Origin of the sequence: uncultured Paraglaciecola sp., assembly GCF_943787955.1 — a bacterium.
In the GTDB taxonomy this organism is placed as follows: domain Bacteria; phylum Pseudomonadota; class Gammaproteobacteria; order Enterobacterales; family Alteromonadaceae; genus Paraglaciecola.
In genome coordinates this window covers 561,579-576,256 of the sequence record NZ_CALSOK010000010.1, presented here as the reverse complement: position 1 = coordinate 576,256, position 14,678 = coordinate 561,579, and the positions used below count along the sequence as shown (strand labels likewise).

At 41.3% G+C, this 14,678-nt stretch carries 12 protein-coding genes; 3 read left to right on the top strand and 9 right to left on the bottom strand.

All coding sequences use genetic code 11. The features are described from left to right. Positions 1–5: 5 nt before the first annotated feature. The 4 genes from Q0Y52_RS10305 to Q0Y52_RS10290 all read right to left on the bottom strand — a co-directional run bounded on the left by Q0Y52_RS10305 (position 6) and on the right by Q0Y52_RS10290 (position 6,119). Positions 6–1,220, bottom strand: a complete 1,215-nt coding sequence (locus tag Q0Y52_RS10305; protein ID WP_297821230.1) for a type II secretion system F family protein — start codon at positions 1,218–1,220, stop codon at positions 6–8. Further along, positions 1,220–2,890, bottom strand: a complete 1,671-nt coding sequence (locus tag Q0Y52_RS10300) for a GspE/PulE family protein (protein ID WP_366939277.1) — start codon at positions 2,888–2,890, stop codon at positions 1,220–1,222. Before Q0Y52_RS10300 ends, Q0Y52_RS10305 begins: the two co-directional genes overlap by 1 nt. Next, positions 2,887–3,312 carry a type II secretion system major pseudopilin GspG gene (gspG, locus tag Q0Y52_RS10295; RefSeq protein ID WP_297821228.1) on the bottom strand — a complete coding sequence of 142 codons (426 nt, stop codon included), beginning with the start codon at positions 3,310–3,312 and terminating at the stop codon, positions 2,887–2,889. Before gspG ends, Q0Y52_RS10300 begins: the two co-directional genes overlap by 4 nt. Positions 3,313–3,437: 125 nt before the next feature. Then, positions 3,438–6,119 (bottom strand): SLBB domain-containing protein, encoded by a 2,682-nt coding sequence (locus tag Q0Y52_RS10290; protein WP_297821226.1) that lies wholly within the window; start codon positions 6,117–6,119, stop codon positions 3,438–3,440. Between the two features lie 453 nt (positions 6,120–6,572). Between Q0Y52_RS10290 and Q0Y52_RS10285 the strand changes: the two genes are divergently transcribed. The 3 genes from Q0Y52_RS10285 to galE all read left to right on the top strand — a co-directional run bounded on the left by Q0Y52_RS10285 (position 6,573) and on the right by galE (position 9,557). Next, on the top strand, positions 6,573–8,075 hold the full coding sequence (locus Q0Y52_RS10285; protein ID WP_297821224.1) for a peptide MFS transporter: 1,503 nt from the start codon (positions 6,573–6,575) through the stop codon (positions 8,073–8,075). Positions 8,076–8,229: 154 nt separating this feature from the next. Further along, complete coding sequence (locus Q0Y52_RS10280) at positions 8,230–8,538, top strand: DUF6170 family protein (RefSeq protein WP_297821222.1); 309 nt, start codon at positions 8,230–8,232, stop codon at positions 8,536–8,538. Continuing rightward, positions 8,538–9,557, top strand: a complete 1,020-nt coding sequence (galE, locus tag Q0Y52_RS10275; RefSeq protein WP_297821517.1) for a UDP-glucose 4-epimerase GalE — start codon at positions 8,538–8,540, stop codon at positions 9,555–9,557. Before Q0Y52_RS10280 ends, galE begins: the two co-directional genes overlap by 1 nt. A gap of 73 nt (positions 9,558–9,630) precedes the next feature. Here galE and Q0Y52_RS10270 read toward each other — a convergent pair whose 3' ends face one another. Genes Q0Y52_RS10270 through Q0Y52_RS10250 form a run of 5 tightly spaced genes read right to left on the bottom strand, consistent with a single transcriptional unit; the run spans position 9,631 to position 14,678 of the window. Continuing rightward, positions 9,631–10,395 carry a VacJ family lipoprotein gene (locus tag Q0Y52_RS10270; protein ID WP_297821220.1) on the bottom strand — a complete coding sequence of 255 codons (765 nt, stop codon included), beginning with the start codon at positions 10,393–10,395 and terminating at the stop codon, positions 9,631–9,633. Continuing rightward, on the bottom strand, positions 10,395–11,657 hold the full coding sequence (ccmI, locus tag Q0Y52_RS10265; protein ID WP_297821217.1) for a c-type cytochrome biogenesis protein CcmI: 1,263 nt from the start codon (positions 11,655–11,657) through the stop codon (positions 10,395–10,397). Before ccmI ends, Q0Y52_RS10270 begins: the two co-directional genes overlap by 1 nt. Further along, on the bottom strand, positions 11,654–12,106 hold the full coding sequence (locus tag Q0Y52_RS10260) for a cytochrome c-type biogenesis protein (protein ID WP_297821216.1): 453 nt from the start codon (positions 12,104–12,106) through the stop codon (positions 11,654–11,656). Before Q0Y52_RS10260 ends, ccmI begins: the two co-directional genes overlap by 4 nt. Continuing rightward, on the bottom strand, positions 12,103–12,675 hold the full coding sequence (locus tag Q0Y52_RS10255; protein WP_297821214.1) for a DsbE family thiol:disulfide interchange protein: 573 nt from the start codon (positions 12,673–12,675) through the stop codon (positions 12,103–12,105). The genes Q0Y52_RS10260 and Q0Y52_RS10255 overlap by 4 nt, the downstream gene beginning before the upstream one ends. Beyond that, positions 12,672–14,678 (bottom strand): heme lyase CcmF/NrfE family subunit, encoded by a 2,007-nt coding sequence (locus Q0Y52_RS10250; protein WP_297821212.1) that lies wholly within the window; start codon positions 14,676–14,678, stop codon positions 12,672–12,674. Before Q0Y52_RS10250 ends, Q0Y52_RS10255 begins: the two co-directional genes overlap by 4 nt.

Here is a 14,678-nt window from a genome sequence, read left to right as displayed (position 1 = left end):
CTAACCTATACCGCGACATCATTAATCGACATCACGCTAAGCATCATAGTCACCACAACCCCCCCCACAATAAGCCCCATAGTGATAATTAGTAATGGTTCCAATAGCGCAGTCACACGACTAACCCATTGAGTAAACTCATTGCGGCTACGATCGGCCAACTCACTGAAAATTTGGGTTACTTCACCACTTTCTTCACCGATTTCAATCAATGACAAAAACAAGTCCGAAAACAACGTTGTGGCAGCCAGAGCCTCACTAAGGTGAATACCTTTACGAATACTTTCACTAACCCCTTCAAGTTCACGTCTAATTTCAGTATTAGCAGAGTTTCCCGCACTTAAGCTCACTGCGGTATCCATCGCAATACCAGCCTTAAGTAACAATGACATACTAGAACAAAAACGAATACGGTCGCTCATTAGAACAACCGTTCTGACCCCAGGCACTAGTCGTGAACGCTGGTGAAACCAAGCAATCAATTGAGGGTTTTGACGGTTTTGATATATAAGGGCTGCACCGGCGAGTAAAACAACACCAACATAGACTTGATATGCCATCAGCCAGTCGCTGATCCCCAAAATAATTTGAGTATGTATGGGTAATTGTTCAGCATCGGCAAATAACACCGCCATTTTAGGCACGATATAATTAAAAATAAACACAACTGACAACATACATACAGCAAAAATAATTACAGGATAGGTAGTTGCCTGAATAATAGTCTGTCTTAAATCATTTCGAAACTTTAAGTCGCGGGATAAACCCTTAAAAACAGGGCCGAGGGTACCAGACTCTTCACCAATTTTAAGCAAATTCACATATAGTGAGTCAAACAACGTACTAAAGCTGCCAAAGGCCGCTGAGATGGTGCTGCCGGATTTTAGTTTAAGAGAAATCTGACTCAGCACCTCACCGATACCGGTATTTCTTTTCGCCTTGGCAAGTAGTTCAACTGCTTGATCAAACATTACTGCACTTTCAAGTAACAAATTCAACTCAGAGGTGAGATACTCTAAATCTCGAATGGCGACGTTCCGGCTGCCACCAAATAAGCCTTTACTCTGTGCACCGGCTCCTTGTAACGGGGTGATAGAACTGACCAATAACTGCTTAGACTCTTTGAGCTCTTTTTGCGCCGTCGGCATATTATCCGCTTCGATAGACGATTCTACTTTTTTGCCACTTTTTTCATAAGCGGTATATTTGAACCAAGGCATTAACCGGCAACCCGCATCACTTCATCAATGGTGGTTATGCCCTGCACTACTTTGAGCAGTCCATCTTCTAGCATGGTACGATTTTGTTGCTCAATATTATGCGCTTTCACTTTATCAATAAAATGACTGTCTTTGGGGATAGCACGTATGTCTTCGTCACAGCGTAAATACTCGACAATCGCCTTACGCCCTTTATAACCACTATGACCACAATATTCGCAACCCTTGGGCTGACGAATAGAAACGTCACCTTCATTAAAGCTATCGCTGATCCGTTGTAAGGGATACAGAGATTTGAGTCTGGCAACCGCCGCAGGTTCAAGGGGCTGGGAACATTGGTCACACAGAGTTCTGATCAGGCGCTGTGCGACGATGGCAACTAGCGCAGCATTGAGCAAAAATTCTTCAACCCCAAGGTCAAGTAAGCGAGTGTACGCACTGGCCGCATCGTTGGTGTGCACGGTGGAAAACACTAAATGACCAGTGATCGCCGACTGCATGGCAATTCTTGCCGTTTCTTTATCACGGATTTCACCGAGCATAATTATATCGGGATCCTGACGGACAATACTGCGAAGACCCGCAGAAAAGTCAAAGCCTATATCTGGCTTCACCTGCACCTGATTAATGCCTTCGAGCTGATACTCTACTGGATCTTCTAAGGTAATAATTTTTACTTTTTCGTTATTCAAGGCACTGAGGAAGGTATACAAACTCGTGGTTTTGCCACTTCCAGTAGGGCCAGTCAGGAGGATAACCCCCGCGGTGGTCTTTAAATCTTTGTCCAATTTACGTTGTATATCAGGGGCCAAACCAAGATGGCTCATATCATAATTGAGTGAGTCTTTGCGCAAGAAACGCATCACTACACTTTCACCAAGATTAAGCGGTAAAGCAGAGACACGAATATCTAGTTCTTGCTGGGCAATTTTTAATTCAATTTTACCGTCTTGCGGGCGACGCTTTTCAGCGATATCCATACCCGAGAGAATTTTGATCCGAGTGATCAAGGGTAATTCCATCGCGCTAGGAATATATTCTTCAGCGTGCAATACCCCATCTACTCGAAAACGCACTCGACATTTATTTTCCATCGGTTCAATGTGCATATCCGAAGCGCCTTCTCGAAGGGCACGGGTGATGAGGGAATTCAATAGACTGACAATCGGTGCTTCCGCAGCCAATTCTCGCAAACGGGTTTCTTCTGATGAGCTCAAGTCCACCGAGAACATTTCTTCTGATGGTTCAATTACAGTGAGAAAAATTTGGTCAAATTCGACTTTATTGACGATCATAATCCGTGCATTGATGTCTTTTTGGCCAAACCACTGATTCACCTCCATCTCCAGCGGGTCAAGGGTCACCATTGTCCAATCATTATCGATAATATCAACCACCAGCCAGCCACGATTTTTTAGCCACAGGTGTTGCTCGACATCTAGGTGTGTTCTGACATTTTCTGGTTGGGGTTTAATTCCGGCATCTGCGTATAATGCTAGGCCTAGAAACTGTTGAAAAAATTCCGGTAATTTCTCCTCTGATAGTGCACCCATATTAATAAGCACTTGTTCGATACGGCCATTATATTTATTTTGATAAGACAGAGCCTTTTCATAATCAACATCGCTAACCGCAAACTGCTGACACAGTACCCTTTTCATATCACTCATTGATGGATAATATCCTCGTTGTCACCATCCCCACCTAATTGACCATCTTTACCATATGATGCCAAATAAAAACCCTGACCATTGTCTCCTGGAGTACGATATTGGTAAGGGTTATTCCATGGGTCCAAAGGTATCTTCTTTTTAAAGTAAGGGCCATCCCATCCGGACTTTTGACTATTTCTCAATTCTTCGAGATTTTCTGCATAATCGCCTACATCAAGACGATAAATTTCCAGTGCAGTATCGAAACTCAACATTTGAGTGGCAGCCACTTTTTTCTGAGTCGAGCCAACTTTACTAAACATTTCAGGCGCGACCAAAGAGGCAAGTAAACCCAAAATTACAATCACAATCATCAGTTCTATCAAAGTAAATCCGCTTTGTGCAGCTTTACGGGACATAACACTATTAATTACAAACATTTTATTCCTACCTTCATACCGCATCATTAATTAACCAATAAAGTCTTTATATCGTTACTTTCTATGCTTTAAACCAACTAATAAATCTCATACCAGCGCTTACATTTTATTTTCACTTTGTCTTGTTACAAGCTCAAGCTACTAATAGCCGCAACTGCTACCGCCAACTGGTAAATAATTTGGGTGGAGCTAGACCACAGAGTAAGGCTATCAATATCATCTGAGTCAAACGGGACCACTATAGTGTCTCCAGGTAATATTTCACTGTTTTGATTGGCACCGGCAAACCAAAAGTCATTACCACTTCCTGGTAATACGACAGAACCATTGGCTCGAATAATATAAACTTTATCATCATCAGCTAAATTTTTCATACCACCGCTTTTAACAATATAATCGTTAAAAGTTAAGTTAGCGTTGTATAAATGTGAGGTAGGCACGTATACCTCGCCAATAACGTTAATCGATTGGCTTTTTCTAGGCACATATATGGCATCCCCGCCATCGAGCACAATATCTACGAGAGCATTACCCTTGATTATGTCTTGCAAATCGATAACTAACCGCCCTACAGATTCAACCTTTGTTATATCATCTAAAAGCTTTTTAGCATCGTCATAATTAATCATAGAGCCTGCTCCGGAGCTTCGCCTTAACCCCTCAGACGCGACTTCTTTTCGTAAGTCTGCTGCTAATCGTTGTAAATTATTTTGTTCTTGTATTCTCAATGATTTACGGGTGAAAATTGCGCTATTTGGATCCCCATACTGGTTAAGATTACCGGCCCTATTTAATAGTTCTTTAAGCGTCTCTCCTCGGCGAATAGTATATATTCCTGGAAATTCAACTTCACCTTTAACAATAACTTTTAGTTCTTCCTCCCAAGAAGGAGTGGTAAATATATTAACTCTATCTTTACTTGTTAAATCAACATCTGAAATATTGCCATTTAGAACATCACCTGGGCTAAAACTGAGATGATTAACATTAGCTTTACCTTTTTCGTTCACAGTTGAACGTGTTATTTCAGCTTTTGTCAAATAAGACGACTCAGTTAAACCGCCCGCGGCTTTAATCAAACTGTTTATTGTTTTATTCCTGGTAAGAGGATACACACCAGGTATTTTAATTTGACCCGCAATTTCTACCAATTGTAACGGTTGGCCGTATTTGGCTTGCTCACGTAGTTTTAAGATTAGAGGTGACAGCATACGTTTACGTGAGTAATGATGAGTATCTTTTAATTGAAGAGCTTCATAACGTTCAGTTTCTGTTAAAGTGATTATAGGCGAAGTATTCGTATCATCGATTAGACCGACACTCTCCCAAAATAACTTGTCCTTAATGCGTTTTTGCCATAATTGTTTTTCTTTTAAATCAAGTTCACCTTGGGTGTAGGCCAAGTCAGCTATACGTAAATCGCCTAATTCATCACCTTCAACCCTAGAAAAGACTAATACCCTATCATTTGCTTTTAGTTCAATATTACTGGTTGGATCGTTTTCATCTAGTTCAGTCAAATCCACCTGAAGTATTTCAACGTCACGATTTTTGTTGATATCTCTGACAACTAATACATAGGTTAAATCAGCAATTTCCAAAAAGTTTTTTTCCCTGCTTCCTAAAAATTCAGAAATTTGCAGATTTTCTTTCCACTGGTATTTACCCGGTCTTGCTACCGCACCAATCAGGGTAATAGAATTGGACACAAATGAAGTTATATTTGGAATGTCAATCTGATCACCATCAACAACGTTGATATCCTCAAGTTTAAGGTCAACAGTCAGTTGTAACTGCTCTCCTTCAATGAACCTTCTAACATTGACCGAACCCTCGTAACCTTTTGCAAGCTTTCCGCCGGCCAATTTTATAACATCACTTAAGGTTTCCTCATTTTTGAGTTCATATATTGCAGGACGTCTAATTTGGCCCTTAATCGAGATGGTGCGTTCAATGGTTGGGATGAAAATCGTATCACTGGGTTGTAGAATAACATCATTACGGGTATCGCCGAAATTAAGTAGGTCATACAAGTCAAGTGTTTGTATTAGTTTCCCAGCCCTTTTTAATTGGATGTTTCTTAGCGAGGCAATATTACTTACGCCGCCGCTAACAAACAACGCATGGGTGATGGTTGATAAAGAGCTGATGAGGTAAGCACCGGGTTTGTGTGCCTCTCCCATCACAAAAATCCTCATACCGCGCAATTTGCCCATGGTTAGACTAAGTTCTACACCAATGATTTGCTTTTTAATTTGTTCGGACAAATATGTTTTAGCTTCCGAGAAACTCATTGTAGCAATTGGAATGGGCCCAAGTTTAGGGATAACGATGTTGCCATCCCTGCCAACCGTTAGCTGATACTTTATGTTTTCTTTCCCGTATAACTGCACAACTAATTCATCGCCTGGACCAATTATATAATTAGCGGGGACAGGCGTATTTAATGAAGGTGAAAATGTAGAAGGAGCATTGGCAAATAATGATTGCCCATAAAGTTTTAATGCTTTTTGGTCACTATTTGAGTATGCAGTAACATTTTTCTGATCGTCTCTTGGATTGCCTTGTTGGTCAAATTGAGTACCTCTGGGATACACTTTGTTAGCTTGGTTTTTATCGTTTAAATCAACACCGTTGTTTTTACCTGAAATATCGATACCTAATTGTTTAGCCAATTGCATCTGTTGTGAACTAGGCAGTTGTTTAAATTGTTCAATCTGCTGCGCACTTTGTGCCTCAACCTGATGCAGACTCAGCAAACTGATATAAACAGAAGAAATAATTAGTTTTGATACAATTTTTAACATGCTATTTCCATAAAATTCAAAATTTAATATTCTATAATTCACTTACCAAATAGAAATTTATAATAGCGTATTTGTGTATCGAGTGAAATCCCCACGCGATAGTTATTCTCCCTATGTTTGTAGAAATTTCATTAAGTATCATGATAATACATAGCAAACAGTCGACGAAAAAATTGGTTATTAAAAATGGAATACTATGTATTTTGTACATAAATAGTACATAGTATAAAGTTCTATCACTGACTGAACACTTGAGTTGTTGTTGCGACTTTAGTATAACCATGCCGTGTGGATGGTAAACAAGATTAATTGTTTCTAAACGTGGTCCCTAAAATTACATCGGACTGCATTCATGATGCCACTATTGCCTTAAGGAAGTAACCTCTCAGGGGTACTAAACCGAGGCAACTCAGACTAACTTGTCAAACATTATAACAATAAAAGGCAGACTAAATGACAACTGAATCAGTTCAAACCAAAACAAAGGATTTTCTGGGCCATCCTGGGGGGCTTTCCACACTCTTTCTGACTGAGATGTGGGAGCGAATGAGCTACTACGGCATGCGTGCCATGCTGGTGCTCTTCATGACGGCATCAATTCAAGAAGGTGGGTTAGCCATCACTGTTGCTTCGGCAACCGCTATTTACGGCCTATATACCGGCTCAGTGTATTTAATGGGTTTACCAGGTGGCTGGATGGCTGACCGTTTAATAGGTGGACAAAAAGCAGTTTGGTATGGCGGAATCATCATCATGTGTGGCCATATTGTGTTGGCGATACCCAATGACCATACTTTTTTTATTGGCTTGATTTTAGTGGTGCTGGGTACAGGCTTATTAAAACCTAACATCGGCGCGTTAGTTGGTCAGCTTTATTCAAGTGACGACAAAAGACGGGACAGTGGTTACACCCTTTATTATCTGGGTATCAATTTAGGTTCGGTGATTGGTTATACAGTGTGTGGTTATTTGCGCATTAACATGGGATGGCATTGGGCATTCGGTGCTGCAGCCATTGGTATGGGCATTGGCTTAATTTTATATAAGAAGACCTTGAGTAAATTAGAAGGTGCAGGTGCAGAGCCCACAGTTAGGCTTTCACCAAAAGCAGCAAAAATCAGCTGGTCGGTGATTGGCGTATTTTTACTGGGTGTGGTAGTGGTTGCTTACATGTTAATGAATAATATGATGGCATTTAATGCTGTTGCTGTGGCTCAGAAATTTGCCGTTCTCGCCACCGTATTATTTTTAAGCTACTTTGCGGCAATCTTTTTTCTGGGTAACAACTCACCAAACGAAAAACGTCAATTAGGGGCGTTATTTCTTGTGTGTATTGCGTCTATATTTTTCTGGACAGGTTTTGAACAAGCAGGATCATCGCTTAATCTATTTGGACAAAATTACACCGATAGGATCATAGGCACGTTCGAGATCCCACCCGAATGGCTGCAATCTGCTAACTCTATGTTTATTGTTATCTTGTCACCTTTTTTCGCCGCCATGTGGATAAACTTGGCTAAAAAAATGATCACCCCATCCTATGGTTTAAAATGTGCTATTGGCTTGATCATTATGGCTTCAGGGTTTCTTGTGATGTTTTTTGCTGCCCAAGTGGCTGCCACAGGTTTAAAGGTGGCCCCTTATTGGTTGATCGCCACCTACTTTTTACATACTGTGGGTGAGTTATGTTTGAGTCCCGTTGCCTTATCAGCGGTCAGTAAATTATCCCCCAAGCGTTTTGCAGGTCAGATGATGGGAGTGTTTGTACTCACTTACTCTATCGGCAATGTAGTGGCTGGTTTATTAGCAGGGAACTTTGATCCAAATAAGGTCGAAGATATGCCCAGTCTTTATCTACAAATTAGCTTATTCACTATTTCAATTGGTATTGTCATTTTCTTATTCACATTTAAGACTAAGAAGTGGGAAAAACTGGCGGAACAACCCGTAAAGTAATTGACACTGATTAATTGACAGTTGCTAATTAACACTTATTAATTGACGGTTACTAATTGACACTGATTAATTAACACAGAATACTCAAATCAATGCCCATCTAAGTTTTTGCTTATGTGGGCTGTTTAATCGTTACAAGCAGGTCATATCGCATATGAAGTTGTATTTTTCCACCAAACAGATTCCACAATTACAGTCTTTGTCTTTAACCCAAAGATTAGCAGCGGTGCAATTGGCTCAAACTAAATTAATTGGACCTGAAAAATTATGTCTTAATGTGCTAAAAATGTTGGTTGTTATTCCAGTATTTACCCTTATCATTCAAACAGCGACCAACTGGATGGCCATTGCCTGGGCATTACTGATCACATTACTTTACCCTATCTTAGTCAAACCAGTGCAGTACGGTTTGTGTGCTAAATATATCCCCCAATCTAATATTCATAAGGAAGGAAACAAATGATGCAGACAATTTTAGTAACAGGCGGGGCAGGATATATTGGTAGCCATACTGTTTTGCAGCTCTTGGAGGCGGGTAATCAAGTCATAGTGCTCGATAACCTGTGTAACGCATCGCAGGAGTCACTGAGACGCGTTGAAGAGTTAACCGGTAAAAATACCATATTTGTGCAAGGTGATATCCGCGACCACACCATTCTAGAATTACTTTTTTCCAAACATAAAATTAATGCGGTTATCCATTTTGCTGGATTAAAAGCAGTGGGAGAATCGGTAGAAAAACCACTCAATTATTATAACAACAATGTGTATGGCACCTTAAAACTATGCGAAGCCATGAACAAATATGGTGTTAAAAACCTGGTATTTAGCTCTTCCGCTACTGTATATGGTGATCCTGTGGCACTGCCCCTTCGTGAGGATATGCCAACAGGACAACCCACCAATCCTTATGGCATGTCCAAACTCATGGTTGAGTTAGTTTTACGGGACTTATACAAATCAGACAACGACTGGAACATCGCACTACTGAGATATTTCAATCCGGCTGGGGCGCATCCATCAGGGCGTATAGGCGAAGATCCCAATGGGATCCCCAATAACCTGATGCCTTTTATTACTCAGGTCGCCACAGGCAACCGTGACCAATTATCTATCTTTGGAAACGACTATGATACGCCTGATGGTACGGGTGTCAGAGATTATATTCACGTAGAAGACTTAGCCGCAGGGCACTTAAAAGCGTTAGAAAAACTCTATACAGGCCCAGGGATTGTGACCTACAACTTGGGCACAGGCCAAGGATATAGCGTGCTAGAGATGCTCAAAGAGTTTGAAAAGCAAAGCGGAAAAGCGATCCCATATCAATTTGTACCACGCAGAGGGGGTGATGTTGCCTCGTGTTATGCTGATCCTAAAACCGCCAGCGAAGCGTTGGGCTGGACGGCTACCAGAGGGCTTGCAGAAATGTGCAAAGACTCATGGAACTGGCAAGCCAATAATCCTCAGGGTTATAATAGTTAACCTTTTCATATACAAACATGCCCTGAGAGGTTTCAGGGCATTTTTTATGCTGAGTTCACATTAAAAGCAAACGCTATAAGTCATTCAAAAACGCATCGATATCATCTTCTAACGCGGCTTCTTCTGCAGATTTTTCTACTATTCCATCTTTCACTTTAAATTCTAAATTTTGAAAATAAGCACTTTTCACAAACGCATAAGGGTCAGTAGAAGAAGTAAGCTGTTGTTCTTGTTGGATCACCGACGCCCTGCCTTCCAATACTTTAATACCCACGCGCAAAAAGCCTAAGTAAAAGTTAAGCCCATCAATCGGAGAATAGGAAGAATCAACAAAATCACCTACCGAACTGCGCACATCACTGGGTCCTCGTGCGGGTATCATCAAATAGGGCCCTGTACCCATCCCCCATTTACCCAGTACTTCTCCAAATTCCTCTTCTTGAGTTGCTAGTCCTATTTCACTGGCAACATCAATTACCCCTAACAACCCCACGGTGGAGTTCAGTAGAAAACGTCCGAGGCTGATAAAAGTACCATCCAGCTTCCCTTGCAACAGATTGTTAAGGCCGTTGGATGGCTCCTCAAGATTCTCTGCTAAGTTCAGTAAACCCATGCGCGCTATTTGAGGCATATGCTCTGAGTAGGCGACAGCTGTGGGTCGTAAAATATATGTATCTAAGACTTCATAATTAAAATCCCACATAATGCGATTAAAAGACTCTAAGGGATCTTTAGGATCTTCATATTGTTGCGTTTGTTCATTAGCAGACTGCTGGGATGCACACCCACCAAGCAGCAACAATCCTGTCGCCAACACTAGAACACCTACTTTATTCATTATAATTCCCTATTTATCGTGATTGTTTCTTTTGTCATCTCGTTCGCTCTCAAAGTCGCGATCAATTCACCTTGAAAGTCACCCGCTGACTCAGTCCCGTTTTCATCTATAGACACCCTGGCCACCAACTTAGTTTGTTGGAGTTGCGACAATGTATAATTCGGTGTCATGGCGTTGTTATCAGACAACTCCACCATCAAAGGGAATGCCCCAAGAGGCATTTTCACCACAGCAGCTGGCATTTTCATTTTTCCAGTGCTTTCTTGTGCGAATACGAATAGATACCCATTTGCAGGCAATTTAGCCTTTAATTCATCACTGATAGTGATCGTTAACAACACTCGCGTTAATTCCAACTCGTCGACTGATACCTGAGGTGGGTCCTGAGCTAATGGCTGATTATCTTGGGTTATCTCGGTCTGCAATTGCAAGATACGTTGATTAACCGCCACGTAATTGGGGTCGGTTTGAGGTATGAAAGCCACTAATCGTTGCCAATTTTGTAATGCTAACGCTTTGTCACCTAATTCAGAGGCAGCAATAGCTAAAACGCCCATGGCATTGGTATTATCGGGTTCTAAATTCAATATCTGTAACAGCACTTGCTTAGCCTGTAATACTTGCTGTTCTTGGCCCGTCATTAACAACGCTTGAGCATAGCTGGACAAGGTTCCAATATTATTAGGGTCATATTTCAAAGACTTTTCGAAGGCTTGAATAGCACTGTCTACCCGATTTATGGCGCCAGATACTCGGCCTAACAACATCCACCCGGTAGCATCTTCTGGGGTGTCGACTAATTTTGTTCTTAGTCCTAAAGCAAAGGTTTGTAAATCGTTTAAATTAAGGTTTTCATCGCCTCTGATCATCCGCTGGCCAAGTTCACTGGTTTGTTGCTGCGCCATGAGCCATCGATCAATGTGTTGGATTTGATTTGAATACAGGTACACTCCTATACCTACTGAAACACTAAATAATGCACCAATTGCAAGAGCAATTCCCACGCTTTCCTCGTTGCTTTGACTGGTTTTTGTTTCATCCAACAAAGCAAGCTTGAGCTCGTTTTCTGACTGCAATCTATCTTTATCACTAAGCAAACCTTGCTGTTGCTCGATATGTAACTCTTTTAAACGTTGTTTGATCAGGCTCTTATTGGTTAATCGACTAACAGAGTCATCGCGGCGCTTTGCAAACCAAGGAAATAATATAAACATCACGGAAATAACAATAAATAACCCTGCACCTAGATAAAATAAGCTCACTCGTCACGCTCCAAAATTGCTTGTGCTTTGGCCAGTTGTTCGTTGTCTATCTCAGCCGGTTGGCGTTTGCGAGTCATCACTATCCCAGCCAAAGCCACAAACACAAATAATATGGGTAATAGCCATAACCAAATAGTCATAGGGTTCACTGGGGGTTGGTAATACACAAAATCACCATAGCGTTGTTTCATAAAATCTATGACTTGCTGTCTATCGTGACCTTTTTGCAGCAATTCGAAGACCTTGCGTTTTAAATCCACCGCTATCATGGCATCAGAATCAGCAATGTTTTGGTTCTGACATTTAGGACAACGTAACTCTTTGGTTAAATCTAAAAACAAAGCGCTTTTTTCAGGTGAATCAAAGTGAAACTTGTTTTCAGTGGCTAAAGCTAGGCTGCAAAAACTCCCCAGCACTACAAAAATGAATAGGTAGACTACGCGATTCATTGCGCCGCCAAGAGGTTGTATATGGGTGCAAACTTTTTCTTCCAAACACGTGGATTGATATCGCCAATATGATGCAAACGTATCTTGCCTTGTTGATCAATCAAATAGGTTTCAGGGGCACCTGTTACCCCAAGATCTAACGATAAATCTCGCTTCACATCAAATATATTGTAGGCATAAGGATTACCTAATTGGCTGAGTTTGTCGGTGACTTCCTGTTGGACTCGTTGAACTGTTTTAATCCCAAAGTCGGGATCAATATCCTGGTCATAGTACAAACCCACAATATGTTTGCCTTCATCTCGTAACTGTTTGAGATAGGGCAACTCAACGGCGCATGTGATGCACCATACTCCCCACACATTGAGTAACGTCACTTCGCCAATAAACACGTCTTGGGTATAAGTTTGCTGGGTATCCATCAAGTCGGGCAATACAAATTTAGGCATTGGCTGTTCGATTAAACTAGATTGATGTTCTCTTGGATCAGAAAATAACCCCTGATACAAAAATACAATTAACCCTAAAAACAGTCCTAGTGGGATCAAATACAGTGCCACTTTTTTCACAATGTTTGCTCCGTCAAAGCTGAATGTTGAGATGTATTCGCTTTAGGTTTGACGGTAATTTTCGCCATTCGATAGCGCTTATCACTAATAGACAATATACCTCCAAAGGCCATGATAAATGTACCTAACCATATCCAGTTGATAAAAGGTTTCACATAAATTCGTAAAGACCAATCCCCATTTTTTAGCTGCTCACCCAACGCCACAAATAAATCTCGCGTGAAACCCGAGTCGATGCCCGCTTCCGTCATAACATTTCTTTGTACCGGATAAAAACGCTTTTCAGCAGCTAATGACGCTACTTTTCGGCCGTTTTGGTTAACATCTAGATGCCCAATATCGGCGGTATAATTAGGTCCTGCAAATTCTGAAATACCTTTAAATACAAATTCATAACCTTGTAAAGTGACTTTATCACCCACCGCCATTCTTACATTGCGCTCTACATTATATGCGCTAACTAATGCAATCCCGGTAAGTGTTACCGCAAAACCAAGATGCCCAGATACCATGCCCCAATGACTTGGCGTAAGCTTTTGTAGACTTTCTACAATAGTCATTTTTCCTGACGCAATCTGAGGCTGAACACGCTGACGAATTTCTATAATAGTGGTAATAATGATCCAAAAGCTCATGACTAAGCCTAAGGCTGCCATGTAACTGGATTGTTCGAAACTGGCATTAACCAATATGCCGGCTGACACACTTAAACCAAACGCAATCAATAATTGTTTATATAAAGCATCTGCCGATTGGCTTTTCCAACGTGACAGTGGGCCAATACCCATAAAGAGTACAAATGGCACTATTAGATAAGTAAACATTTGATTAAAAAAGGGGGCGCCGATTGAAATAGAACCCATACCGATTTCTTTGTGTACTAAGGGTAATAAGGTACCTAACAACACAACTAAAGTAGCAGCGGTTAAGAACACATTATTGCCCATCAATAGCACTTCTCTAGAAAACAGTTGGTATCGACCACTTCCTTTTAGCTGTGGTGCCCTGTAAGCATACAAGGCCAAAGAGCCACCTATAATCACCACTAACAATCCAAGAATAAATAATCCACGACTGGGATCGCTTGCAAATGAATGCACTGAAACTAACACGCCCGAGCGCACTAAGAATGTTCCTAGTAAGCTTAATGAAAACGCAGATATAGCCAACAAGACGGTCCAAGACTTGAATACTTTACGTTTTTCGGTAACGGCCAAGCTATGGATCAGTGCTGTACCCACAAGCCATGGCATAAACGAAGCGTTTTCAACTGGATCCCAAAACCACCAGCCCCCCCAACCTAGTTCGTAGTAAGCCCACCAACTGCCAAGAGAAATGCCCACCGTTAAAAAAGACCAGGCAGCAATAGTCCATGGCCGCGACCAACGCGCCCAGGTAGAATCTAGTTGACCGGAGATCAATGCAGCAAGAGCAAAAGCAAAGGCAACAGAAAAACCCACATACCCCATATACAACATGGGCGGATGAATAATCATCCCAAAATCTTGCAACAGCGGGTTTAAGTCTTTGCCATCAATGGGGAAAAAAGGTAACAGGCGATCAAAAGGGTTAGAGGTGAGTAACATAAATAAATAAAAGCCAACCCCCACCATGCCTAAAATAGACAACACTCTGGCGACCATTTTGATGGGAATAGCCTGACTAAAAAGTGCCACCGCCACTGTCCAAATAGAAAAAATTAGCACCCATAACAAAAATGAACCTTCGTGCCCACCCCACACCGCTGTTATCTTGTAATAGATTGGCAAGGTACTGTTCGATGTATTCGCCACGTAGGCCAAACTAAAATCGTCCGTCATAAAACCATGGGTCAGGCAACCATAAGCAAAAGCAGTAAATACAAACATACCAATCGCCAAAGGTTTCGCCATTGCCATCATTTGGGTATGATTTTTATAAGCACCCCACATAGGATAAATGGATAACAATATGCCCATCACAAGAGCCAGCACTAAAGCGAAATTACCTAATTCAGCTAACAT